The sequence below is a fragment of the Rhizobium sp. F40D2 genome (genome assembly GCF_051810745.2).
Lineage (GTDB): Bacteria > Pseudomonadota > Alphaproteobacteria > Rhizobiales > Rhizobiaceae > Rhizobium.
This window is the reverse complement of sequence record NZ_CM131436.1, coordinates 2,953,364-2,975,862: the sequence shown is the minus strand read 5'-3', so window position 1 is coordinate 2,975,862 and position 22,499 is coordinate 2,953,364. Positions and strand designations below refer to the sequence as shown.

Sequence of the window (22,499 nt, the reverse complement as noted above, 5' to 3'; positions counted from 1 at the left end):
CCGACCTCGCTCGCGTCGCGATCGGTCCCTTCCCCCGTGGCCGGATTATAGCCCTGTCACCGCACGGGGACAAGAAAACCGCAGCACTCATTGGTGTTAATCACAAAAGCAAAAGCCGGGCGCAGGGCCCGGCTTTTCCAATCAGTACGGTATCGAAGCCTCAGCTGTCGAGGAAGGAGCGCAGCTTCCTGGAGCGGCTCGGATGCTTGAGCTTGCGCAGCGCCTTCGCTTCGATCTGGCGGATACGTTCGCGGGTGACCGAGAACTGCTGGCCGACTTCTTCGAGCGTATGGTCGGTGTTCATGCCGATGCCGAAGCGCATGCGCAGCACGCGTTCCTCGCGCGGCGTCAGCGACGCGAGAACACGGGTCGTCGTTTCGCGCAGGTTCGCCTGGATGGCGGCGTCGATCGGCAGCAGCGCATTCTTGTCCTCGATGAAATCGCCGAGGTGCAGATCCTCTTCGTCGCCGACCGGCGTTTCGAGCGAGATCGGCTCCTTGGCGATCTTCAGGACCTTGCGGACCTTTTCGAGCGGCATGGCGAGCTTTTCGGCCAGTTCTTCCGGCGTCGGCTCGCGGCCGATCTCGTGCAGCATCTGGCGCGAGGTGCGGACGATCTTGTTGATCGTCTCGATCATATGCACCGGAATGCGGATCGTGCGGGCCTGGTCGGCGATCGAACGGGTGATCGCCTGACGGATCCACCATGTCGCATAGGTCGAGAACTTGTAGCCGCGGCGGTATTCGAACTTGTCGACCGCCTTCATCAGGCCGATATTGCCTTCCTGAATGAGGTCAAGGAACTGCAGGCCGCGGTTCGTGTATTTCTTGGCGATGGAAATGACCAGGCGAAGATCTGCTTCGACCATTTCCTTCTTGGCGATGCGCGCTTCGCGCTCGCCCTTCTGCACCATGTGCACGATGCGGCGGAATTCCGAAATCGAAATGCCGGTCTCGGTCGCGAGATTCTGGATCTCCTGGCGAATGTCCCGGATCGTCGTGTTTTCGCCGCGGGCGAATTCCTTCCAGCCGCGGGCGGCCAGATTGCCGATCGACTTCATCCAGTTCGGATCGAGCTCGGCCCCCTGATACTGTTCCAGGAAGCTATCGCGCTTGACGCCGTAGGATTCGGCCAGACGCAGCAGGCGGCCCTCGTTGGAAACGAGGCGCTTGTTGATGTCGTAAAGCTGCTCGACCAACGCCTCGATGCGGTTCTGGTTCAACGACAGGGATTTGACGGCCTTGATGAGCTCATCCTTGAGCTCCTTGTAGCGGCGCTCCTGGGCGGTCGACAGCGTGCCGGATGCCGACAGGCGCTGCTCGACCTGCTGGTCCTGCAGCTTGCGCAGCTTCTTGTAGGTCTCGGCGATCGTATCCAGCGTCTCCATCACCTGCGGGCGAAGCTCGGCTTCCATCGCCGCCAGCGAAAGGTTGGATTCGTCCTCGTCCTCTTCCTCCTCTTCGGGAGGCAGGCCTTCGCCGCCGACATCGGTGATGTCGTCGTCGCCGGAACGGGCGCGGCGGGTCTTTTCCTTCTCTTCGGCAGCCTTGCGATCGGCCTCGATCTTCTCGGGGCTCTGGAACTGCGGCGCAGCCTTGGCTTCAGGACCGGAATAGGTGGTTTCGAGATCGATGATCTCGCGCAGCAGCGTCGTGCCTTCGTTGAGTTCGTCGCGCCAGATGATGATCGCCTGGAAGGTCAGCGGGCTCTCGCAGAGACCTGCGATCATCGTCTCGCGGCCGGCCTCGATACGCTTGGCGATAGCGATTTCGCCCTCGCGGGAAAGAAGCTCCACCGAGCCCATCTCGCGCAGGTACATGCGCACCGGGTCATCGGTACGGTCGGTCGGTTCTTTCTTCTTGGCGGTCGCAAGCGCGGTACCGCTCGACGGTGCCAGTTCGCCGCCTTCGCTCTCCTCGTCGGAACCGGCATCGTCGTCATCGCCGCCGCCGGAAGCACCGGCTTCCTCGGCTTCTTCATCTTCGATGACGTTGATGCCCATATCCGACAGCATCGACATCGTGTCTTCGATCTGCTCGGACGTCACTTCTTCGGACGGCAGGACCGCGTTGAGCTCGTCCATCGTCACATAGCCGCGCTTCTTGGCGGCCTTGATCATCTTCTTGACCGCGTCGTCGGAAAGATCGAGAAGAGGGCCGTCGCTTGCGCCGTCGCGTTCGACTTCCGCGTCTTCGTTCTCTTTGACCTTGGTTGCCATTTATATCGTCGCCTTCCTGACGCTATCCAATCTCGCTACGGTGAATGGGCCGTCTCAGGGCCTGACACGTCGCTCGCGCCGCCCTAGAATCACCTTTGCCCACCTAACGGGATGACATTTAAAGCCTGATTAACCACGATCGCCGGCACCGGACAGCAAAGCTTTTTTGCTTTTGGATTTCCGGCCATGGTTGCGCGATCCGCCTTGACCCAGTTCACCGTTTCAACAAGTCGAACGGTGATTCCCACATTTTTTGTTCTCGTCAAGCTTTTCTACAAAAAAAGCTCACGAAAGATCGGAAAAAGCCTTATCCACAGGCTTTGAACCGCGGCAGCGATTGCGAACCCTTATTTAAGATGCGGCGAACAAAAGACAAGGGCAGCATGGATATTGGCCGCCATGCCAGTTGTTCGCGGCATTTTTGCGGTCCTATGGTTGGTCTATTCGCCTTTGTCCGGACGAACATCGGCTACTTTGCCTCGCCATCATAGGCCGTCACCTTCAGCGCCCCGAGATCGACCGCGGGAATGCAGCGCAGATTGACCGACGCCATGGCCGCGCCATTCGGGCCGACCCCCTCGCCGAACGGCGCGATGCAGCACTTGGCGCAGAAGTGATGCTGGATGACATGCCTGTTGAAAGTATAGGTCGAAAGATCGTCTTCGGGCGTCTTCAGCACCAGCTTGTCCCGCGGCACGAAGGCGAGAAGCCCGCCTCGCCGGCGGCAGAGCGAACAGTTGCAGTCCAGCGCCTCGGTGAATTCGCCTTCGACCTCGAATGCGACCTTGCCGCAATGGCAGCTTCCTTCATAAAGCATGTCTTTCTCCTCACATCCAATCCATCACGACCTTGCCGGAATTGCCCGACCGCATCGCCTCGAACCCGTCGCGAAACTCGTCGATCCCGATGCGATGAGTGATGATCGGCGCAAGGTCAAGGCCGCCCTGGACGAAGGCGATCATCTTGTACCAGGTCTCGAACATCTCGCGGCCATAGATGCCCTTGAGATTGAGCATCTTGAAGATCACCTTGTTCCAGTCGATCTCGAAGCCCGCCGGCGCGATGCCGAGAATGGCAATCTTGCCGCCATTGTTCATCTTGTCGATCATGTCGCGGAAGGCGGGTGCGGCCCCCGACATTTCGAGCCCGACATCGAAACCCTCCGTCATGCCGATCGTCTTCATCACGTCGGCCAGGTTTTCGCTCGAAGCGTCGACGACGTGGTCGATGCCAAGCTTGCGCGCCAGCGCCAGCCGGTGCGGATTGATATCGGTGATGACGACCTTGCGGGCGCCGGACCGTTTGGCGACGAGCGCCCCCATGATGCCGATCGGCCCGGCGCCGGTCACAAGCACGTCCTCGCCGACGAGATCGAAGGAAAGCGCGGTGTGCACGGCATTGCCGAACGGATCGAAGATCGCGGCGATCTCATCGGAGATATCTTCCGGGATCGCCACGACATTGCTTTCGGGAATGCAGACGAACTCACCGAAAGAGCCCGGCCGGTTGACGCCGACGCCGAGCGTGTTGCGGCAGAGATGCCCCCTGCCCGCCCGGCAGTTGCGGCACTTGCCGCAGACGATATGGCCCTCGCCGGAAACCCGCTCGCCGACATGATAGCGCGTGACCGCCGAACCGATCTCGGCGATCTCGCCGGAGAATTCATGACCGACAACCATCGGCACCGGAATGGTCTTCTGCGCCCATTGATCCCAATTCCAGATATGGACGTCCGTGCCGCAGATCGCCGATTTCCTCACCCGGATCAGCACATCGTTCGGCCCAACCTCCGGCACCGGCACATTCTCCATCCAGAGCCCAACCTCGGGCTTCGACTTGACCAGCGCCTTCATCATGTTCGACATATCTGTATCCCTTGGCCAGCGCCTGTTTCGGCCCCTCATCCGCCTGCCGGCACCTTCTCCCCGCAGGCGGGGCGAAGGGGACACGCGGCGACCTCTCCGTCCCCACCATCCTCTCGCAGGGCACGTCCCCTCGCCCCGTTTACGGGGAGAGGGTTAGGGTGAGGGGCAGCCTCATTCTCAAATCACGTCCAATTCCCGCCCTGCCTCTGCAAAGGCCGCAATCGCCCGCTCCACATCCGCCTTCGAATGCGCCGCCGACATCTGCGTGCGGATGCGGGCCTGGCCCTTCGGCACGACCGGGAAGGAGAAGCCGATGACGTAAATGCCCTTCTTCAGCATCAGCCCCGCCATGTCCTGGGCGAGTTTAGCGTCGCCGAGCATGACCGGGATGATCGGATGTCCTTCGCCGGCAAGCGTGAATCCGAGTTTCGTCATCTCGCTGCGGAAGAGATCGGCATTGTCGGACAGGCGTTCGCGCAAGGCGTTACCGTTTTCGATGAGGTCGAACACTTTCAGTGAGGCGGCGGCGATAACAGGCGCCAGCGTATTCGAGAACAGGTAGGGCCGCGAGCGTTGCCGCAGCCATTCGACGACCTCCGCCTTGGCCGAGGTATAACCGCCCGAGGCGCCGCCGAGCGCCTTGCCGAGCGTGCCGGTGATGATGTCGATCCGGCCTTCGACGCCGCAATATTCGGGCGAGCCGCGGCCATTTTTGCCGACGAAGCCGACTGCGTGGCTGTCATCGACCATGACCATGGCGCCGTATTTCTCGGCGAGATCGCAGACGCCACCGAGATTGGCGATGATGCCATCCATCGAGAAGACGCCGTCAGTGGCGATCAGCTTGAAGCGGCTGCCTTCGGCCTTCTTCAGCTCCTCTTCGAGTGCTGCCATGTCGTTGTTGGCGTAGCGGAAGCGCTTGGCCTTCGACAGCCTGACGCCGTCGATGATCGAGGCATGATTCAGCGCATCCGAGATGATCGCATCTTCCTCGGAGAGCAGCGTTTCGAAAAGGCCGCCATTGGCGTCGAAGCAGGAGGAATAGAGGATCGTGTCCTCCATGCCGAGAAAGGCGGAAATGCGCGCTTCGAGCTGCTTATGCTCCTCCTGCGTGCCGCAGATGAAGCGCACCGAGGCCATGCCATAGCCATAGCGGTCAAGCGCCTGCTTGCCGGCCTCGGCCAGCTCCTCATTGTCGGCAAGGCCGAGATAATTGTTGGCGCAGAAATTCAGCACCCGCTCGCCGGTCGAAATCGCAATTTCGCCTGCCTGCTTGGAGCTGATGATCCGTTCGGATTTATAGAGGCCGGCATCCTTCAGCGCGGAAATTTCGGCCCGGAGATGGGAGAGAAATGGCGAGGTCATGGGCGGCCCTTCCTGATGTTTTTTATAGCACTCGGGTTAGCATATCGCCGCCGGCTTGTCTTCTTCACCGCTGGGCCGAGATCAGCAGGAACATCGGCCGGCCCATTCAGCCGTCCTGCGCCAGGATGATTTCCAGGAACGCATCGCCATAGCGCTCGAGCTTCGCCTGGCTGACGCCTGATATGGCGAGCAATTCCTTGCGGCTGCGCGGCCGTTCGGTGGCAAAGGCGATCAATGTCGTATCGGGAAAGACCACATAGGGCGGCACGCCGAGCGATTTGGCGATCGCCATGCGCTCGGCCCGCAGCGCGTCGAAGAGGGTGCCGTCGGCGCCTGACAAACCCGATTTGCGTTCGCTGCGTTCAGCCTTCTTCGTGCGCCGTTCCGAGGCCGGGCGGTCCTTGCGGAAGAACACCTGCCGCTCTTGCTTGAAGACGGCGCGCGCCTCCGGCTCCAGCTTCAGCGCGCCATAGGCTTCGTGATCGACACGGATCAGCCCCATGGCAAGCAGCTGGCGGTAGACGGATTGCCAGGTGCGCGATGGAATATCCTTGCCGGCGCCGAAGACCGGCATGTCGATATGGCCGAAACGCTCGGTCTTTTCGTTGACGTTGCCGACAAGCACATCGATGACGTGGCCGGCGCCGAAACGCTCGCCGGTGCGGTAGATCGCGGCCAGCGCCTTGATCGCCGCTTCCGTGCCCTCCCAGGTCTCGACCGGCTTCAGGCAGGTGTCGCAATTGCGGCATTGTCCGGCATGCGCCTCGCCGAAATGTGCAAGGATCGCCTGGCGGCGGCAGGAGGCGGTCTCACAGATCGCCAGCAATGCATTGAGTTTGGCGCGCTCGACCCGCTTGATCTCCGCAGCGGCCCCGCCCTCGTCGATCATCCGGCCGCGCTGGATGACGTCGGCCATGCCATAGGCCATCCAGACCTCCGAAGGCAGCCCGTCACGGCCGGCGCGCCCGGTCTCCTGATAATAGGCTTCGACCGAGCCCGGCAGGTCGAGATGGGCGACATACCGCACATTCGGCTTGTCGATGCCCATGCCGAAGGCGACGGTGGCGACCAGGCAGAGGTTTTCCTCTTTCAGGAAGGCATCCTGATTGGCGTCGCGAACCGCCCTGTCCATGCCGGCATGGTAGGCAAGCGCACGCACGCCCTGCCCGTTCAACCACTCGGCCGTATCCTCGACCTTGGCGCGCGACAGGCAATAGACGATGCCGCTGTTTCCCTTGTGGCCGGACAGGAAGCGCAACAGCTGCTGGCGCGGCTGGTCGCGCTCGACGATTTCGTAGGCGATGTTCGGCCGGTCGAAGCTGGTGGTGAAGATCTCGGCAGCGTCGAGCCCCAGCCGCTCGATAATGTCGTCGCGCGTATGTGGGTCGGCTGTCGCCGTCAGCGCTACCCTCGGCACGCCGGGATATTGCTCGCCAAGCTGACCGAGCGCGCGATATTCCGGCCGGAAATCATGGCCCCATTGCGAGACGCAATGCGCCTCGTCGATCGCAAACAGCGCGATCTTCTCATTGGCGATCAGCTCGCGGAAACCATCGGTCAGAATGCGTTCGGGTGTGACATAGAGAAGGTCGAGCTTTCCCGCCGAAAGCGCGCGGCGGACTTCGACGAACTCCTCGCGCGACAGAGACGAATTGAGCGCGGCGGCGCGGATGCCGAGCTGCTTCATCGCCTCCACCTGATCGCGCATCAGCGCAATCAGCGGCGAAACGACAATGCCGACGCCATCGCGGCAGAGCGCCGGGATCTGGAAGCACAGCGATTTGCCCGCGCCTGTCGGGAAGAGCACCACGGCATCGCCGCCGGATACCACATGTTCGACCACCAGCTGCTGCTTGCCGCGGAAGGAGGAATAGCCATAGACCTGCTTGAGAATATCGAGCGGCGCGCGGCCGGCGGAAAACAGCGCACCGGAGGCGGAAAAGCCCGGTTCATTCCGTTCGGTCTGCGGCATCAGTGGTTCGCCGCCCCTTTGACGCGGCCGGAGAGCACGCCGAAGCCGTCGATGATCGCCTCCTGGTTCTCAAGCCGCACGCCTTCGAAATGCACTTCCTGCTGCGCCCGCATCAGTTGAACGATCGCCTCGCCGTCGCCGGCTTCGGTCGCCAGCGCAATCTCGCGCTCAAGCTCCATCTTCTGCCGGCGCAGCGCCTTTGCCCGTTTGTGGAAGGCGAGCGCCTGGCGATAACCCTCACGCGCATCCTCCAGCGCCGCCTCCTCGGTCGCCGTCCAGAGTCTGGCATTGCGCACCTGCTGGTCGAGGCCCTTGATCAACGGACCAAAGCCTTCGAATTCCAGCCTCTCGGTCAGATATTCGCGCGTCAGATGCGGGCCGGCAACGGCCGCCGCGGCCCCAAGCACCGCCGACCAGAGCTGCTTCAACTCGCGGCTGTCATAATCGATCGAGGCGATCTCGTCATAATCGTCGATCATCAGCGACGGATGATTGACGATGGTGAGCGCCAGCACGCTTTCGCGCAGCGCCGTATTGTCCCGGTGGCCGCGCACCGGGCCTGAGCGGGCGAGCCGGTCGGAAATAAGGCTGGGGCTTTTCGGCCCTGCCTTAACAGCATTGTCGCGGCCAGTCCGGGAATTGCCGCTGAAACCGCGGCGCTCGCCATTGTTGCGGTTCTGAAACTGCGGCTGGAAGAAGGCGTTCAGCCGGTCGCGAATATCCTGCTGGTAATGACGGCGCACATTCTCGTCGGCGATGACGGCAACGAGCTGCTTCAGCCGCGCCTCGAGTTCGGCGCGCGCCTCGGGTGTGTCGAACTTGCCGGTATTGATCTCACGGCTCCACAGCATCTCCGACAGTGGCTTGGCCTGGCTCATCACCTTGTCGAAGGGTGCGCGGCCATCGTCGCGCACGAGATCGTCCGGGTCCTTGCCATCAGGCAGAAGCGCGAAGCGGACCGACCGGCCGGGCTTCAGATGCGGCAGCGCCAGTTCGGCGGCACGATTGGCGGCCCGAATGCCGGCACCGTCGCCGTCGAAGCAGAGCACCGGCTGCGGCACCATTTTCCAGAGCAGCTCGAGCTGGTTTTCGGTCAGCGCCGTGCCAAGCGGTGCGACGGCATTCTCGATGCCCGACTGATAGAGCGCGATCACGTCCATATAGCCTTCGACGGCGATGATGGTGCCGCTCGCATTGTCGTCCTGGGCATCGATGCGGCCCGGCCCCTGGATGGCGCGGCGCGCCCGGGCGAAATTATAAAGGACATTGCCCTTGTGAAAGAGCTCCGTCTCGTTGGAGTTCAGATATTTCGCCGGCGCATCTGATGACATCGCGCGGCCGCCGAAGGCGATCACCTTTTCCCGCGACGAGAGGATCGGGAACATGATGCGGTCGCGGAAGCGATCGTAGGACACCGGCACGTTTTCATGAACGACCAGGCCGCAGGCCTCGATCTGCTCTTTGGTGACGCCCTTGCCGGCGAGAAATTCCTTCAGCGCATTGCGGCTGTCAGGCGCATAGCCGAGACGGAAGGTCTCGATGGTGCGCCCGGTCAGCCCGCGGTCGCGCAGATAGGCGCGCGCCCTCGCCCCATTCGCGGTCTGCAACTGATCCTGGAAAAATTGCGTCGCCATTTCCATGACGTCGATCAGCGAGCCGCGCTCCTTCTCGCGCTTCTCCATCACCGGATCGGCAAGCGGCATCGGAACGCCCGCCATATCGGCGATCTGCTGCACCGCCTCGGGAAAGCTCAAGCCCTCCAGCTCGGTGAGGAAGCGGAAATGGTCGCCGGTGACGCCGCAGCCGAAGCAGTGATAGCGGCCCTTCCGGTCCTCGCAGTGGAAGCTCGGGGATTTCTCGCCGTGGAACGGGCAGCAGGCCCAGTAATCGCCGCGCGACACATTGGTCTTGCGCTTATCCCAGCTGACACGGCGCGCAATCACGTTCGAAATCGGAACGCGGTCGCGAATATCATCGAGAAAAGTGTTGGAAAAGCGCATTTATACCTCTTGGCCAGCCTCCATATAAGCTGCTTTGCCGCGTCATGCCACGAAACTTGTCACGAAAACCCGCTATTCACAGGCAAGTGCAGCCGTCCTCGATGGCGTCGGTTATCCAATCAAAAACGCGTTATCGCCCCCTGCGACAGGGTGCGACATTATTGTCTTTCAAGCGCTGAAATTCCACCGTCGCAAACGTCTCGGCAAGAGTGCCGGCCCTTGATGGAGCCAAGTTAAACCGTTTTAAAACAGATGCTTATCACCTGCATTATTGGCGCAGCCTTATCCCGGCGACGCCACGCGAGCCTTCGCTTCGAAGCCTCCAAAAACGACGTTTTCGGCAATCATTATTTTTTTGTAATTTGAATAAGCCGCCGCACCGCAATAGGTTCGATCTCAACAAAGCGATCCCCGAGCGAAGCACCATCCCTACCCCCGGCGCCGCTTCGCAAGGGTGCCTTTGCAAATACCCTCCGGCTTGGGCCTCGGCCCTGCGTTTGCCGGCGGAAGCAAAGAGCAAGAAGGCAGGAGCGCCCCCAGCTCCTGCCTTCTTAAATTTTTGGCTTCCCCTGATACAAATTCCCTTTTGAAATTAACCGATTATTGACAAACCCGTTGACAGGCGGCGCTTGCATGAAAGAAGTATGCGCCGAATTCCCTGGACCCTTCCATATGGCCTCTACCGCTGAAACTCTTGCAGCAGACGATCGTTTTCTCGCTGCGATCCTGCATTGCGCCGATCAGATGCTCACGATCTATCGTGAGAGCCCGCGCATCGCCTCGATTTTCGCCGCACAGCAGCGCTGGCTAATGGCCCATGCCGGCTTTGCGCTTCATTACGGCCATCCCGACGACGGCAAGAGCGGTCTCTATTCCGGCCGCTTCATCGATTTTGCAGTCAGGAACGACATCGCCAGCCGCAATACGGCAGCGGCCTTCATGCAGGAAATGCTGGCCTATCGTTTCCTGCGGCCGATACCAGGCCCCGACAAGCGCACGCGCTATCTGGAGCCCACGGAAACCGCCGAGCAGCATTTCACCCGATGGCTTGTCGCCCATCTGATGATCCTCGACAGCCTCGACGGCGGCGAACGCGCCGGTAAGGTCAGCGCCGATCCCTCGGCGATGATGGCAGCGATCCAGCCGCGCATCGCCAGGGCGATCATCGGGAGCGAAGCGGTGCGCAATCCCGGCCCCACCTTCAACCTCTTCAACTGGGCAAATACCGGCGGCCTGGTGATGGACTACCTGATCTCCCGCCTTCCGGAATTTCCCCGCACGGCCGAACGTGTCGTGGTCGGTCCTCTGTCGCTGAGAGAAATCCGCGAACAGTTCATGATCTCAAACACCCACCTGAAGCGGCTTCTGACACAGGCCGCAAACATGGAAAGTGTCGGCTGGACAGCACCCTCCCGCAAGGGCGACTTCTGGCTGTCGCGCCGCTTCATTCTCGAATACTGGAATTATCAGGCGGCGAAATTCGCCATCATCGATGCCGCCGCCGAAGCGGTGCTCGGGCCTGCGGTCCTGATCGAACCGCAGGCAAGACGTATGGTCTAAATCAGTTCAACAGTTCCTTGACGGTCGCCGACGCCTTGGCAAAATCCATCTGGCCGGCATAACGTTCTTTCAGCGCCGCCATCACCTTGCCCATGTCCTTGACGCCCGAAGAGCCCGTCTCGGCGATAACAGCCGACACATTGGCCCGCACTTCGCTGTCCGAAAGCTGCTTCGGCATGAAATCCTGGATAACGGTGATTTCGGCGCGCTCCTTGGCGGCAAGCTCCGGCCGGGAATTCTCCTCGTAGATCTTTGCCGATTCGTCGCGCTGTTTCACCATCTTGGCCAGAATCTGCAGGATCTCGTCGTCGCTCGCCTGCTCCTTGCCGGTGCCGCGATTGGCGATATCGCGATCTTTGACAGCGGCCTGAATCAGCCGGACGGTGGAAAGCCGCTCCGCATTCTTGGCCTTCATCGCCTCTTTCAGCTGGGTGGCGAGTTGATCGCGCAGCATGGTCTTCACTCCTGTTTTGATGCCGCTTCATAAACCACGCTGATGCGGCGGATCAAATAAATTGCGCGATTGCCGCGATAAAGCGCAGGAAAACGGCGGCAATCTCCGCTACAAAGATTGACGCTACGCGATTGCGTGGCTATTTACCGCCACCTGCACCAAAATTCGTGATCAGGCCTGAAGCGCGCGGCATTGCCGTGTCCACACGCCTGCGAGATCAAAGGGCGACGAGCGCGGAAACGCGCGCCGGCCGCCGGAAACGGGATGAAGATGACCGCGACAGCACCCTGGACAATCGAAAAGCCGACCGCCCTCCTCGTTCTTGCCGACGGCACGGTCATCGAAGGCAAGGGCATCGGCGCCACCGGCAAGGTCCAGGCCGAAGTGGTGTTCAACACGGCGCTGACCGGCTACGAGGAGATCCTGACGGACCCCTCCTACCTCGGCCAGATCGTCACCTTCACCTTTCCGCATATCGGCAATATCGGCACCAATGATGAAGACATCGAGGATCTGACGCCTGCTGCCCGCCACGGCGCCGTCGGCGTCATCTTCAAGGCCGACATCACCGACCCTTCGAACTACCGCGCCGCCAAGCATCTCGACCAATGGCTGAAGGCGCGCGGCGTCATCGGTCTCTGCGGCGTCGACACGCGCGCGCTGACTGCCTGGATCCGCGAGAACGGCGCCCCGAATGCGGTCATCGCCCACGATCCGAACGGCGTCTTCGATATCGAGGCGCTGAAAGCCGAAGCCAAGGCCTGGAGCGGCCTCGAAGGTCTCGACCTTGCGAAGATCGCCTCGTCGGGCCAGTCCTCGCAATGGACCGAGACGCCGTGGGTCTGGAATGAAGGGTATGGCGAACTCGCCGCAGCGGACGCGAAGTATCACGTCGTCTGCCTCGATTACGGCGTCAAGCGCAACATCCTGCGCCTATTTGCCGGCCTCGACTGCAAGGTGACGGTCGTGCCGGCGGCAACCAGCGCCGAAGACGTGCTCGCGATGCAGCCGGACGGCATCTTCCTGTCGAACGGCCCGGGCGACCCGGCGGCGACCGGCGAATATGCCGTGCCCGTAATCAAGACCCTTGTTAAGACCGACATCCCGGTCTTCGGCATCTGCCTCGGCCATCAGATGCTCGGCCTTGCCCTCGGCGCCAAGACCGAGAAGATGCACCAGGGCCATCACGGCGCCAACCACCCCGTCAAGGACCACACGACCGGCAAGGTCGAGATCGTCTCGATGAACCATGGCTTCGCGGTCGACTCGAAGTCGCTGCCCGATGGCGTTGAAGAGACTCACATTTCGCTTTTCGACGGCACCAATTGCGGCCTGCGCGTGCTCGGCAAGCAGGTCTTCTCCGTTCAGCACCACCCGGAAGCCTCTCCAGGCCCCCAGGACAGCCACTATCTCTTCCGCCGCTTCATCAACATGGTGCGCGAGAAGAAGGGCGAACCGGCGCTCGCCGAACGCTGATCTTAGCCAACATCGATTCAGGGAGGCCCGTCAACCGGGCCTTTTCTTTGCTCTGCATATTGACCTCAACTTAAGTTAAGGAATTACAGAATTGCCTGCAGATATTTGATGCAGGAGAAAATGGATGAGCGGAGCTTTCTTTCGAGTCGATAAATTCGTCGTGCCGGTTGCGGCGCGCGAGGAATTTCTCATCAATGTGATGATGACCCACAAGCTGCTGGAGGCACAGGACGGCTTCATCGATCACAAGGTGCTGGAACAGGTCGCCGGTCCCGGCGAGTTCAACTTCGTGACCATTGCCCAATGGGAAAGCGCCGATGTCGTCGAGCGTGTGCGGGCAGCCGTCGCAGCCGCCCACAAAGCCGCCAAGTTCGACCCGCAGGAGATGTTTGCGCGTCTCGGCATTCGCGCCGACATGGCGAGCTACAAGCCTGTCGCGGCTTGAGCATAAGGACGGCCGGCTCAGGCGCCGGCCATCGCTCCTTCCCGGCGAAGCAGAAGATAGAACCGCCAGCAGAGCATGACAGCGGCCGCCGCCAGCCCGACGAGGAAACCGAACCAGATGCCGATGCCGCCGAAGCCCAGCGGAAAGGCAAAGGCCCAGGCGAGGAAGAAGCCGATCGGCCAATAGGCAATCAATGCCATGATCATCGGCACACGTGCGTCCTTGAGGCCGCGCAGCAATCCGTTGGCGATCACCTGCAACCCGTCGACGAGCTGGAAAAGCCCGGCGACGACGATCAGCGGCCCGGCATAGGCAAGCACGGCGGGCGCCTCCGGCGAATTGACGTCCAGGAACCAGCTGCCGAGGAATTGCGGCATGGTGGCAAACAGCACCGAGCCCACCGCCGAAATGGCGCAGGCAAGGATAAGCACCATGATCGAAGCCCGCACGAGCCCGCGGTAATCGCCCTGCCCGTGGGCGACCCCGACGCGCACCGTCGCCGCCTGGCTTAGGCCGAGCGGGATCATGAAGGCGATCGAGGCCCATTGCAGGGCGATGCCGTGAGCGGCAAGCTCGATGGTGCCGATATAGCCCATCAACAGCGAGGCCACCGTAAACAGGCTAACCTCGGCAAGCACGGTGACGCTGATCGGAAAGCCGAGCCGGAGGACCTCCAGCAGCGCATGCCAATCGGGCTTCCAGAACCGCACGAAGATCTCGTAGCGCCGTGTCTCGTCCCGCTTCTGAACGAAGGCGAGGATGAAGAGAAATCCGGCCGTCTGCACGACGACCGACACAATCGCTGCACCTTCGAGCCCCATCGCCGGAAAGCCGAAATGGCCGAGCACCAGGGCATAGGCGAAGATCGCGTTCAACACCAGCGTCGCGATGGTGACGTTGAGGATGATGCCCGCCTTGCCAATGGCGCTGACCAGCGCGCGCATGACGTTGAAAAGCAGCGCCGGCAGCACGCCGAACTGGCCGATCATGATGTAGCCATGGGCGAGCTTCGCCACCTCGGGCTTCTGCTGCGCAAAGAGAAGGATCCGCTCCGAATTGAAGAAGGCGGGCTGCATGATGACCCAATATGCGATCACCACCCAGAGACCCATGCGCAGCGCCCGGCGCACCGAGACGACGTCGCCACGGCCATAGGCCTGGGCCACCATCGGGATGACCGCGATGGCAAAGCCCGAACCGAAGATCAGGATAGTGAACAGGAACTGAGCGGACAGCACCATAGCCGCCAGATGCTCGGCGCCGAGGCGGCCGACGATCATCACATCGGTGGTGTTGATGCCGAGCTGGGCGAGCTGCGCACCGATCAGCGGAATGCCGAGCGCCAACGTTGCACGGAAATGTGCACCCCAACGATTATCGGTTGTCGGCGCAAGCCTGCGCGCGTCGATCGGCGTGTCCATGACACCTGGTCCTGTGATTGAAATATGGGTCGCCGCGCAATCTGCGGAGAAATATCATCGGGATTTAGATCAAACCCCAGCAAAGAACCACCCTAAACAGGCAGATGATGAAAAATTCATCATCGTATCACCGTTTCTGATCGATCAACCCGCCGCCTCCAGCGCCTCCGCCGGCTGACGGACCCGGACCCGTACGAGGAACACGCCGGCGGCCACCAGGATGAACAGGGCAGCAGTCAGATAGGGCGCCCCGGCAAAGGTGACGGGCGCCTCTGGCCGGGTGAAATAGCTGAACAACTGGGTAAAGATCAGCGGTCCGACGATCGTGGTAATGCTGCTGAGACTGGTCAGCGCACCCTGCAACTCGCCCTGCGCCGAGGGCGGCACCTTGCCGGCAGCGATGCTGCGCAACGGCGGATCGGCGACGTTTTCCATGACGGTCGCAACGATCACCACGTAGACCACCCAGCCCTCCCAGGCGAAGGCATAGCCGGTCAGCCCCGCCGCCGAAAAACAGAGGCCAAGAAGCGCTGTCTTCCATTCGCCGACCAGAGGCACGACACGCGGCAATACCAATCCCATCACCAGCGCAGCGCCGATGCCGTAGATGCCGAGCGACAGGCCGATCTGTCCCTCGCTCCAGCCGTAGCGATAGGTCGAGACGAAGGACCAGACCGAGGGATAGACGGCATGGGCGAGGAAAAACAGGAACATGACGAGGCTGACCCAGCCGATGCCCGGGTAGTGGCGCATCTGCCGCAGCGCGCCGAGCGGATTGGCACGCTTCCACTCGAAGCGGCGGCGATTTCTAGCCTCCAGCGTTTCCGGCAGCAGGAAGCAGGCGGCGATGAAATTGACGAACGACAGTGCTGCCGCGCCGAGAAACGGCACACGCGGGCCGAATTCGCCGAGGACACCGCCGATAACGGGGCCGATCGTGAAGCCGACGCCGAAGGCGATGCCGATCAGCCCGAAATTCTTCGCCCGGTTCTCCTCGGTGCTGATATCGGCGATATAAGCCGAGCATGTGGCGAAGCTGCCGCCGCTGATCCCGGCAAGCACGCGGCCGACGAACAGCATCCAGAAGCTGGTGGCGATGCCGCAGATGAAATTGTCGATCGCAAAGGTCAGCACCGACAGCAGAAGGATCGGCCGACGGCCGAACCGGTCGGAAAGGTTTCCGAGCAGCGGTGCGAACAGGAACTGCATGCCGGCATAGACGAGCATCAGCCAGCCGCCATCGATCGCCGCATCGCTGACGCCGCCGCCGGTCAACTGTTCCAGATAGGCGGGCAGCACCGGCATGATGATGGCGATGCCGATAATGTCGAGGAAGAGAATGATGAAGACCAGGAAAAGGCCGCGACGGACGAATTTGGGGTCAAGCATGATGCATCTCTACAGCGGTTGCTTCTGAAAAGACGATTTCGTCGCCGAGAAACTGACATAGCTCAGAAAAGAAAACGAAACAATCCGTGAACATTTCAAAGTTTTTGATAATGCGGAACGGGAAATTTATGACGTGCTTCAACCGTTGGGCGCGGCAAGGTGATCATTGGCTCCCTTGCAATCGCATTGACGACGTCCAGATCATTCGGGGAATGATCGTTCATTGTGCGCCCCTCCGCACGGCCCGTTCGAGACCATCCGGATTATCGCGCAGGGGCGAAGGCTGTAAAAACGGCATCCGGCAGCGCCGCTCTGGCGCGGATTAGGGAGAAGACAATGCAGACCTATCGTTTGGGAAAGTCCGGACCCGATGTTTCGGCCATCGGCCTCGGCTGCATGGGCATGTCGGGCATGTACGGCCCTGCCGACCGGGCCGAAAGTATCGCGACGATCCATGCTGCGCTCGATGCCGGCGTCAATCTGCTCGACACCGGCGATTTCTACGGCATGGGCCATAACGAGATGCTGATTGGCGAGGCGTTGAAGGGTCGCAGGCGCGAGGATGCGGTCATCAGCGTCAAATTCGGCGCGCTCCGCGACCCCGCCAGCGGCTGGAGCGGCATCGACGCCCGCCCGAGCGCGGTGAAGAATTTCCTCGCTTATACGCTGCAGCGCCTCGGCGTCGACTATATCGACATCTACCGCCCGGCCCGCCTCGATCCCAACGTGCCGATCGAAGATACGGTCGGCGCCATCGCTGACATGGTCAAAGCGGGTTATGTCAGGCATATCGGCCTGTCGGAAGTCGGCGCCGACACCATCCGCCGCGCCGCCGCTGTTGCACCGATCGTCGACCTGCAAATCGAATATTCGCTGATCTCGCGCGGCATCGAAGAGAAGATCCTGCCGACGACGCGCGAACTCGGCATCTCGATCACCGCTTACGGCGTGCTCTCGCGCGGCCTGATCAGCGGCCACTGGCAAAAGGGCCAGGCCGCAGCCGGAGACTTCCGCACCCATAGCCCGCGCTTCCAGGAGGCCAATATCGAGCAGAACCTCGCTTTGGTGGAAAAACTGCGCGCGATCGCCGAGGCCAAGAGCGTCTCGGTCGCCCAGATCGCCATCGCCTGGGTCGCCGCCAAGGGCAAGGATATCGTCCCGATCATCGGCGCCCGCCGCCGCGACCGGCTGACCGAGGCGCTCGGCTCACGCGCGGTGGATCTGTCGGCAGAAGATTTCGCCGCGATCGAACGCGCCGTCCCGAAGGATGCGGCTGTCGGCGGGCGTTATCCGGAGCATATGCTGCAGCATATGGATAGTGAGAGGTAGGTGCGGACCCGTTAGAAATGAGAGAGGACGACGCTGCCCCTCACCCTCACCCTCACCCTAACCCTAACCCTCTCCCCGTTCTGACGGGGAGAGGGGACGTGCCCTGTGTGACGGGTAAGTGGGGAACGGAGAGGTGCCGGCAGGCGGATGAGGGGCATTTCACACCGGCCCCGAGAACGTATCGCAAGCCGACAGTTGCCCGCTGTCGAAGCCGCGCTTGAACCATCTGACGCGCTGCGCCGAAGTGCCGTGGTTGAAACTCTCGGGCACGACGTAACCCTGGGACCGCTTCTGCAGCGTGTCGTCGCCGATCTGCTGGGCGGCGTTCAGCGCCTCCTCAAGGTCGCCGGACTCCAGCAAGCCCTTCTGCTCAGTATATTTGCCCCAGATGCCCGCGAAGCAATCGGCCTGCAGCTCGACGCGCACCGACATCTTGTTGGCCTCCTCCTCGCTCATGCGCTGGCGGGCCTGATTGAACTTCGGCAGGATGCCGAGCAGGTTCTGCACGTGATGGCCAACCTCGTGAGCGACGACATAGGCCTCGGCGAAATCGCCGGACGCGCCGAACCGGTCGGAGAGCTCCTGGAAGAAATCCGTGTCGAGATAGAGCTTGTGGTCACCGGGGCAGTAGAACGGCCCGGTTGCCGCCGATGCGGAGCCGCAGGCCGATGCCGTCGAGCCCGAAAACAGCACGAGGCGCGGCTCCTCGTAAGTCTGGCCTTGCGCCTGGAAGATGCCCGTCCAGGTATCCTCGGTTTCGGCAAGAACGGTGCGCATGAAGGCGGTCATCTCATCATTGGCGGGCGTCCGCGTGCCTTCCGACTGGCTCTGTTCGTAACCGGGGCCGCTCGTCATACCGCCGCCTTCGAGCACCTGCAGCAGATCGACGCCCATCATCTTGAAGATGAAATAGATAACGACGAGGAAGATGATCGTGCCGATGCTCAAGCCGCCGCCAGCGCGGCGAACGCCGCCGCCGGAGGGAAAATTGAAGCCACCGCCGCGGCCGAAACCGCCGCTGCCCGGATCGCCACGGCGATCCTCGATATTGTCGGACTGACGCCGGCCTCTCCATTCCATCTTCGCTCTCCCCGGCAATGCCTGTGCTTGCACCTTAACGGATCTATATATCCGGCGACGGCTGGAATTCCAGCAGCTTCATGTGGCAGGCGAGGCTCCAGCCTGCGCGAGGACCGTGGACCGGCCCAGCGCCGCCGGCTGCGAGCGCAAGGTTGAGCCGCCGATATAGAGGCTGATCGAGCCCCAGGAGGCGGTCTTTGCCATCGCCGATCCGGTGCGCGGCGGCGAAATCCGGGTGCGCGTCGTGCCCCGGCGGACATAGGCGGTCACGCCGTGTTGGATTCCTGTCGATTCCGCGATTTATGGGGTTCCGTTTGCAAATACATTTGCCTATAAGCCGCTTCTAGCCTGAAAAGACCTTCAATGCGCGACCCGACCCGGTGATCTCCCACCCTGGCCGGCTTTTTGCGCAGCCAGACAATGGAATCGCCCATGCCGAAGCGCCAAGACATCAAATCGATCCTCATCATCGGCGCGGGACCGATCGTCATTGGCCAGGCTTGCGAGTTCGACTATTCCGGCACCCAGGCCTGCAAGGCGCTGCGGGAGGAAGGCTACCGCGTCATCCTCGTCAACTCCAACCCGGCGACGATCATGACCGATCCGGGCCTTGCCGATGCAACTTACGTCGAGCCGATCACCCCCGAGGTCGTCGCCAAGATCATTGCCAAGGAGCGCCCGGATGCGCTGCTGCCGACGATGGGCGGCCAGACGGCGCTGAATACCGCGCTTTCGCTGAAGCGCATGGGCGTGCTCGACCGCTACAATGTCGAGATGATCGGCGCCAAACCCGCCGCCATCGACATGGCCGAAGACCGGGCGCTGTTTCGCGAGGCGATGGCCCGCATCGGGCTGGAAACGCCGCGCTCGATGCTGGCGAACGCCACCGATATCAAGGATCTCGACCGCAAGACGCATGAGACCGAGCGCAACAAGCTGCGCGAAAGCCTCTCGGGCCCCGATCTCGACAAGGCACTGGACGAACTGGAAAACCAGTGGAACCTCGGCGAAAGCGACCGCAAGCAGCGCTACATGAGCCATGCCATGGCGATTGCCGCCCAGGCGATCGATCATGTCGGCCTGCCCGCCATCATTCGCCCCTCCTTCACGCTCGGCGGCACCGGCGGCGGCATCGCCTACAACCGCTCGGAATTCTTCGAGATCGTCGGCGGCGGCCTCGATGCCTCGCCGACCACCGAAGTGCTGGTCGAGGAATCGGTGCTCGGCTGGAAGGAATACGAAATGGAGGTCGTCCGCGACAAGGCGGACAACTGCATCATCATCTGCTCGATCGAAAACATCGATCCGATGGGCGTCCATACCGGCGATTCGATCACCGTCGCCCCGGCGCTGACGCTGACCGACAAGGAATACCAGATCATGCGCAACGCCTCGATCGCGGTGCTGCGCGAGATCGGCGTCGAGACCGGCGGCTCGAACGTCCAGTTCGCCGTCAATCCGAAGGACGGCCGGCTGGTCGTCATCGAAATGAACCCGCGCGTCTCGCGCTCCTCGGCGCTCGCCTCCAAGGCCACCGGCTTCCCAATCGCCAAGGTCGCCGCCAAGCTCGCCATCGGCTATACGCTCGACGAGCTGGACAACGACATCACCGGCGGCGCAACGCCTGCCTCCTTCGAACCGTCGATCGACTATGTCGTCACCAAGATTCCGCGTTTCGCCTTCGAGAAATTCCCCGGCGCCTCGCCGGTGCTGACGACCGCGATGAAGTCGGTCGGCGAAGTCATGGCGATCGGCCGCACCTTTGCCGAATCGCTGCAGAAGGCGCTGCGCGGCCTCGAGACCGGGCTGACCGGCCTCGACGAAATCGAGATCCCCGATTCCGAGGAAGGCGAATCCAGCCACAACGCCATCCGCGCCGCCATCGGCACGCCGACGCCGGATCGCCTGCGCATGGTCGCCCAGGCGCTGCGCATGGGTCTCAGCATCGAAGAGGTGCATGAGGGCTGCAAGATCGACCCCTGGTTCATCGCCGAACTCAAGAACATCATCGACACGGAAGCCCGCATCCGCGAGCACGGCCTGCCTGAGGATGCCGCGAACCTGCGCATGCTGAAGGCCATGGGCTTTTCCGACGCCCGTCTGGCGACGCTGACCGGCAAGCGCCCCAAGCAGGTCGCCGAACTTCGCAACAGCCTGAACGTCCGCCCGGTTTTCAAGCGCATCGATACCTGTGCCGCCGAATTCGCCTCGCCGACCGCCTACATGTATTCGACCTACGAGACGCCCTTCGTCGGCGTCGCCCGCTCCGAAGCTGAGGTTTCCGACCGCAAGAAGGTCGTCATCCTCGGCGGCGGCCCGAACCGCATCGGCCAGGGCATCGAGTTCGATTATTGCTGCTGCCATGCCGCCTTCGCGCTAAAGGATGCGGGTTATGAAGCGATCATGATCAACTGCAACCCGGAAACCGTCTCGACCGACTACGACACGTCCGATCGCCTCTATTTTGAGCCGCTAACGGCCGAGGACGTGATCGAGATCCTGCGGGCCGAGCAGGAAAAGGGCGAAGTCGTCGGCGTCATCGTCCAGTTCGGCGGCCAGACGCCGCTGAAGCTTGCCGAGGCGCTCGAGAAGAACGGCATCCCGATCCTCGGCACCGCACCCGACATGATCGATCTTGCCGAGGACCGCGACCGTTTCCAGAAGCTTCTGATGAAGCTCGATCTCAACCAGCCGAACAACGGCATCGCCTATTCGGTCGAGCAGGCTCGCCTGGTCGCCGCCGAAATCGGCTTCCCGCTGGTCGTGCGCCCGTCCTACGTGCTCGGCGGCCGCGCCATGCAGATCCTGCATTCGGAAGGCCAGTTGCAGACCTACCTGCTCGACACCGTTCCGGAACTGGTGCCTGAAGATATCAAGCAGCGTTATCCGAACGACAAGACCGGCCAGATCAACACCCTGCTCGGCAAGAACCCGCTGCTCTTCGACAGCTATCTCTCTCATGCCATCGAAGTCGACGTCGACTGCCTCTCCGACGGCATCGACGTTTATGTCGCCGGCATCATGGAGCATATCGAGGAAGCCGGCATCCATTCCGGCGACAGCGCCTGCTCGCTGCCGCCGCGCTCGTTGCCCGTCGAACTGATCGACGAACTCGAGCGTCAGGCAAAGGCGATGGCCAAGGCGCTCAATGTCGGCGGCCTGATGAACGTTCAGTTCGCCATCAAGGACGGCACCGTCTACGTTCTCGAAGTCAATCCGCGCGCCTCGCGCACCGTGCCCTTCGTCGCCAAGACCATCGGCGCGCCGATCGCCAAGATCGCCGCCCGCGTCATGGCCGGCGAAAAACTCGACGCGACCTTCGCCGCCTATGGCGAAAAGCCCGATCCGCGCAAACTGACGCATATCGCCGTCAAGGAAGCCGTCTTCCCCTTCGCCCGCTTCCCCGGCGTCGACACGCTGCTCGGTCCGGAAATGCGCTCGACCGGCGAAGTCATCGGCCTCGACACCGATTTTGCGCTCGCCTTCGCCAAGTCGCAGCTCGGCGCCGGCGTCGAGCTGCCGCGTGACGGCACGGTCTTCGTTTCGGTCCGCGACGAGGACAAGCCGCGCGTGCTGCCGGCGATCCGCATTCTCGTCGAACAGGGTTTCAAGGTGCTGGCGACCGGCGGCACCGCCCGCTTCCTCGGCGAAAACGGCATCACCGCCACGAAGATCAACAAGGTGCTGGAAGGCCGTCCGCATATCGAGGATGCCATCCGCAACCGTCAGGTTCAGCTGGTCATCAACACCACCGACGGCAACAAGGCGATCTCGGATTCGAAGTCGCTGCGCCGCGCGACGCTGATGCAGAAGGTGCCCTATTACACCACCATGGCAGGCGCCGAAGCCGCCGCCCAGGCGATCAAGGCGCTGAAAGCCGGCAATCTCGAAGTGCGGCCGCTGCAGAGCTACTTCGCCTGAGATC

Annotated in this window: 18 protein-coding genes; 6 read left to right on the top strand and 12 right to left on the bottom strand. The window is 62.0% G+C overall.

Translation table 11 applies throughout. The features are described from left to right. Positions 1-160 precede the first annotated feature (160 nt). The 6 genes from rpoD to dnaG form a co-directional block, all read right to left on the bottom strand. A complete protein-coding gene (rpoD, locus tag ACS4RS_RS14165; protein ID WP_449313694.1) occupies positions 161-2,218 on the bottom strand; it encodes an RNA polymerase sigma factor RpoD in 2,058 nt (685 codons plus the stop codon). A gap of 469 nt (positions 2,219-2,687) precedes the next feature. Beyond that, entirely contained in the window at positions 2,688-3,035 is a 348-nt protein-coding gene (locus ACS4RS_RS14160; protein ID WP_439010472.1) for a GFA family protein, read from the bottom strand. A gap of 10 nt (positions 3,036-3,045) precedes the next feature. Next, positions 3,046-4,083 carry an L-threonine 3-dehydrogenase gene (tdh, locus tag ACS4RS_RS14155; protein ID WP_439010473.1) on the bottom strand — a complete coding sequence of 346 codons (1,038 nt, stop codon included), beginning with the start codon at positions 4,081-4,083 and terminating at the stop codon, positions 3,046-3,048. Between the two features lie 177 nt (positions 4,084-4,260). Further along, on the bottom strand, positions 4,261-5,448 hold the full coding sequence (locus tag ACS4RS_RS14150) for a glycine C-acetyltransferase (protein WP_439010474.1): 1,188 nt from the start codon (positions 5,446-5,448) through the stop codon (positions 4,261-4,263). A 106-nt stretch (positions 5,449-5,554) separates the two neighbouring features. After that, the gene (gene recQ / locus ACS4RS_RS14145; protein WP_439010475.1) at positions 5,555-7,420 is read right to left on the bottom strand and encodes a DNA helicase RecQ; all 1,866 of its coding nucleotides are present in this window, start codon (positions 7,418-7,420) and stop codon (positions 5,555-5,557) included. Then, positions 7,420-9,420 carry a DNA primase gene (gene dnaG / locus ACS4RS_RS14140; protein ID WP_439010476.1) on the bottom strand — a complete coding sequence of 667 codons (2,001 nt, stop codon included), beginning with the start codon at positions 9,418-9,420 and terminating at the stop codon, positions 7,420-7,422. Before dnaG ends, recQ begins: the two co-directional genes overlap by 1 nt. A 672-nt stretch (positions 9,421-10,092) precedes the next feature. Between dnaG and ACS4RS_RS14135 the strand changes: the two genes are divergently transcribed. Beyond that, the gene (locus ACS4RS_RS14135; RefSeq protein ID WP_439011828.1) at positions 10,093-10,980 is read left to right on the top strand and encodes a hypothetical protein; all 888 of its coding nucleotides are present in this window, start codon (positions 10,093-10,095) and stop codon (positions 10,978-10,980) included. Between the two features lies 1 nt (position 10,981). On the opposite strand, the gene ACS4RS_RS14130 is transcribed toward ACS4RS_RS14135, so the two are convergent. After that, on the bottom strand, positions 10,982-11,434 hold the full coding sequence (locus ACS4RS_RS14130; RefSeq protein WP_439010477.1) for a GatB/YqeY domain-containing protein: 453 nt from the start codon (positions 11,432-11,434) through the stop codon (positions 10,982-10,984). A gap of 270 nt (positions 11,435-11,704) precedes the next feature. On the opposite strand from ACS4RS_RS14130, the gene carA reads away from it, so the two are divergent. Both carA and ACS4RS_RS14120 read left to right on the top strand, forming a co-directional pair. After that, entirely contained in the window at positions 11,705-12,910 is a 1,206-nt protein-coding gene (gene carA / locus ACS4RS_RS14125) for a glutamine-hydrolyzing carbamoyl-phosphate synthase small subunit (protein WP_439011829.1), read from the top strand. Between the two features lie 124 nt (positions 12,911-13,034). Further along, positions 13,035-13,355, top strand: a complete 321-nt coding sequence (locus ACS4RS_RS14120) for an antibiotic biosynthesis monooxygenase family protein (RefSeq protein ID WP_439010478.1) — start codon at positions 13,035-13,037, stop codon at positions 13,353-13,355. A 17-nt stretch (positions 13,356-13,372) separates the two neighbouring features. Here the strand turns inward: ACS4RS_RS14120 and ACS4RS_RS14115 are convergent, their stop codons facing one another. Further along, positions 13,373-14,776 carry an MATE family efflux transporter gene (locus tag ACS4RS_RS14115; RefSeq protein ID WP_439010479.1) on the bottom strand — a complete coding sequence of 468 codons (1,404 nt, stop codon included), beginning with the start codon at positions 14,774-14,776 and terminating at the stop codon, positions 13,373-13,375. Between ACS4RS_RS14115 and ACS4RS_RS14110 the strand changes: the two genes are divergently transcribed. Beyond that, complete coding sequence (locus tag ACS4RS_RS14110; RefSeq protein ID WP_439010480.1) at positions 14,775-14,954, top strand: hypothetical protein; 180 nt, start codon at positions 14,775-14,777, stop codon at positions 14,952-14,954. The two genes, ACS4RS_RS14115 and ACS4RS_RS14110, sit on opposite strands and share 2 nt — an antisense overlap. On the opposite strand, the gene ACS4RS_RS14105 is transcribed toward ACS4RS_RS14110, so the two are convergent. Together ACS4RS_RS14105 and ACS4RS_RS14100 are read right to left on the bottom strand one after the other, a co-directional pair. Further along, complete coding sequence (locus tag ACS4RS_RS14105) at positions 14,921-16,165, bottom strand: TCR/Tet family MFS transporter (protein WP_439010481.1); 1,245 nt, start codon at positions 16,163-16,165, stop codon at positions 14,921-14,923. The two genes, ACS4RS_RS14110 and ACS4RS_RS14105, sit on opposite strands and share 34 nt — an antisense overlap. 95 nt (positions 16,166-16,260) lie before the next feature. Continuing rightward, a complete protein-coding gene (locus ACS4RS_RS14100) occupies positions 16,261-16,389 on the bottom strand; it encodes a hypothetical protein (RefSeq protein WP_439010482.1) in 129 nt (42 codons plus the stop codon). Positions 16,390-16,501: 112 nt separating this feature from the next. Here ACS4RS_RS14100 and ACS4RS_RS14095 point away from each other — a divergent pair, with 112 nt between their 5' ends. Further along, the gene (locus ACS4RS_RS14095) at positions 16,502-17,494 is read left to right on the top strand and encodes an aldo/keto reductase (RefSeq protein WP_439010483.1); all 993 of its coding nucleotides are present in this window, start codon (positions 16,502-16,504) and stop codon (positions 17,492-17,494) included. A gap of 159 nt (positions 17,495-17,653) precedes the next feature. On the opposite strand, the gene ypfJ is transcribed toward ACS4RS_RS14095, so the two are convergent. Further along, positions 17,654-18,574: a KPN_02809 family neutral zinc metallopeptidase gene (ypfJ, locus tag ACS4RS_RS14090; protein WP_439010484.1), complete on the bottom strand. Its 921-nt coding sequence runs from the start codon at positions 18,572-18,574 to the stop codon at positions 17,654-17,656. Between the two features lie 78 nt (positions 18,575-18,652). Next, the gene (locus ACS4RS_RS14085; protein WP_439010485.1) at positions 18,653-18,844 is read right to left on the bottom strand and encodes a hypothetical protein; all 192 of its coding nucleotides are present in this window, start codon (positions 18,842-18,844) and stop codon (positions 18,653-18,655) included. A 162-nt stretch (positions 18,845-19,006) separates the two neighbouring features. Between ACS4RS_RS14085 and carB the strand changes: the two genes are divergently transcribed. Then, on the top strand, positions 19,007-22,495 hold the full coding sequence (gene carB, locus ACS4RS_RS14080) for a carbamoyl-phosphate synthase large subunit (protein WP_439010486.1): 3,489 nt from the start codon (positions 19,007-19,009) through the stop codon (positions 22,493-22,495). Positions 22,496-22,499: the final 4 nt, after the last annotated feature.

Coding starts and splice junctions, on each gene's coding strand:
- ACS4RS_RS14110 (WP_439010480.1), top strand. CDS start 14,775: ATGACACCTGGTCCTGTGATTGAAATATGGGTCGCCGCGCAATCTGCG.
- ACS4RS_RS14135 (WP_439011828.1), top strand. CDS start 10,093: ATGGCCTCTACCGCTGAAACTCTTGCAGCAGACGATCGTTTTCTCGCT.
- ACS4RS_RS14100 (WP_439010482.1), bottom strand. CDS start 16,389: ATGAACGATCATTCCCCGAATGATCTGGACGTCGTCAATGCGATTGCA.
- ACS4RS_RS14095 (WP_439010483.1), top strand. CDS start 16,502: ATGCAGACCTATCGTTTGGGAAAGTCCGGACCCGATGTTTCGGCCATC.
- carA (WP_439011829.1), top strand. CDS start 11,705: ATGACCGCGACAGCACCCTGGACAATCGAAAAGCCGACCGCCCTCCTC.
- carB (WP_439010486.1), top strand. CDS start 19,007: ATGCCGAAGCGCCAAGACATCAAATCGATCCTCATCATCGGCGCGGGA.
- ACS4RS_RS14130 (WP_439010477.1), bottom strand. CDS start 11,434: ATGCTGCGCGATCAACTCGCCACCCAGCTGAAAGAGGCGATGAAGGCC.
- ACS4RS_RS14150 (WP_439010474.1), bottom strand. CDS start 5,448: ATGACCTCGCCATTTCTCTCCCATCTCCGGGCCGAAATTTCCGCGCTG.
- rpoD (WP_449313694.1), bottom strand. CDS start 2,218: ATGGCAACCAAGGTCAAAGAGAACGAAGACGCGGAAGTCGAACGCGAC.
- tdh (WP_439010473.1), bottom strand. CDS start 4,083: ATGTCGAACATGATGAAGGCGCTGGTCAAGTCGAAGCCCGAGGTTGGG.
- ACS4RS_RS14115 (WP_439010479.1), bottom strand. CDS start 14,776: ATGGACACGCCGATCGACGCGCGCAGGCTTGCGCCGACAACCGATAAT.
- dnaG (WP_439010476.1), bottom strand. CDS start 9,420: ATGCGCTTTTCCAACACTTTTCTCGATGATATTCGCGACCGCGTTCCG.
- ACS4RS_RS14120 (WP_439010478.1), top strand. CDS start 13,035: ATGAGCGGAGCTTTCTTTCGAGTCGATAAATTCGTCGTGCCGGTTGCG.
- ACS4RS_RS14160 (WP_439010472.1), bottom strand. CDS start 3,035: ATGCTTTATGAAGGAAGCTGCCATTGCGGCAAGGTCGCATTCGAGGTC.
- recQ (WP_439010475.1), bottom strand. CDS start 7,420: ATGCCGCAGACCGAACGGAATGAACCGGGCTTTTCCGCCTCCGGTGCG.
- ACS4RS_RS14105 (WP_439010481.1), bottom strand. CDS start 16,165: ATGCTTGACCCCAAATTCGTCCGTCGCGGCCTTTTCCTGGTCTTCATC.
- ypfJ (WP_439010484.1), bottom strand. CDS start 18,574: ATGGAATGGAGAGGCCGGCGTCAGTCCGACAATATCGAGGATCGCCGT.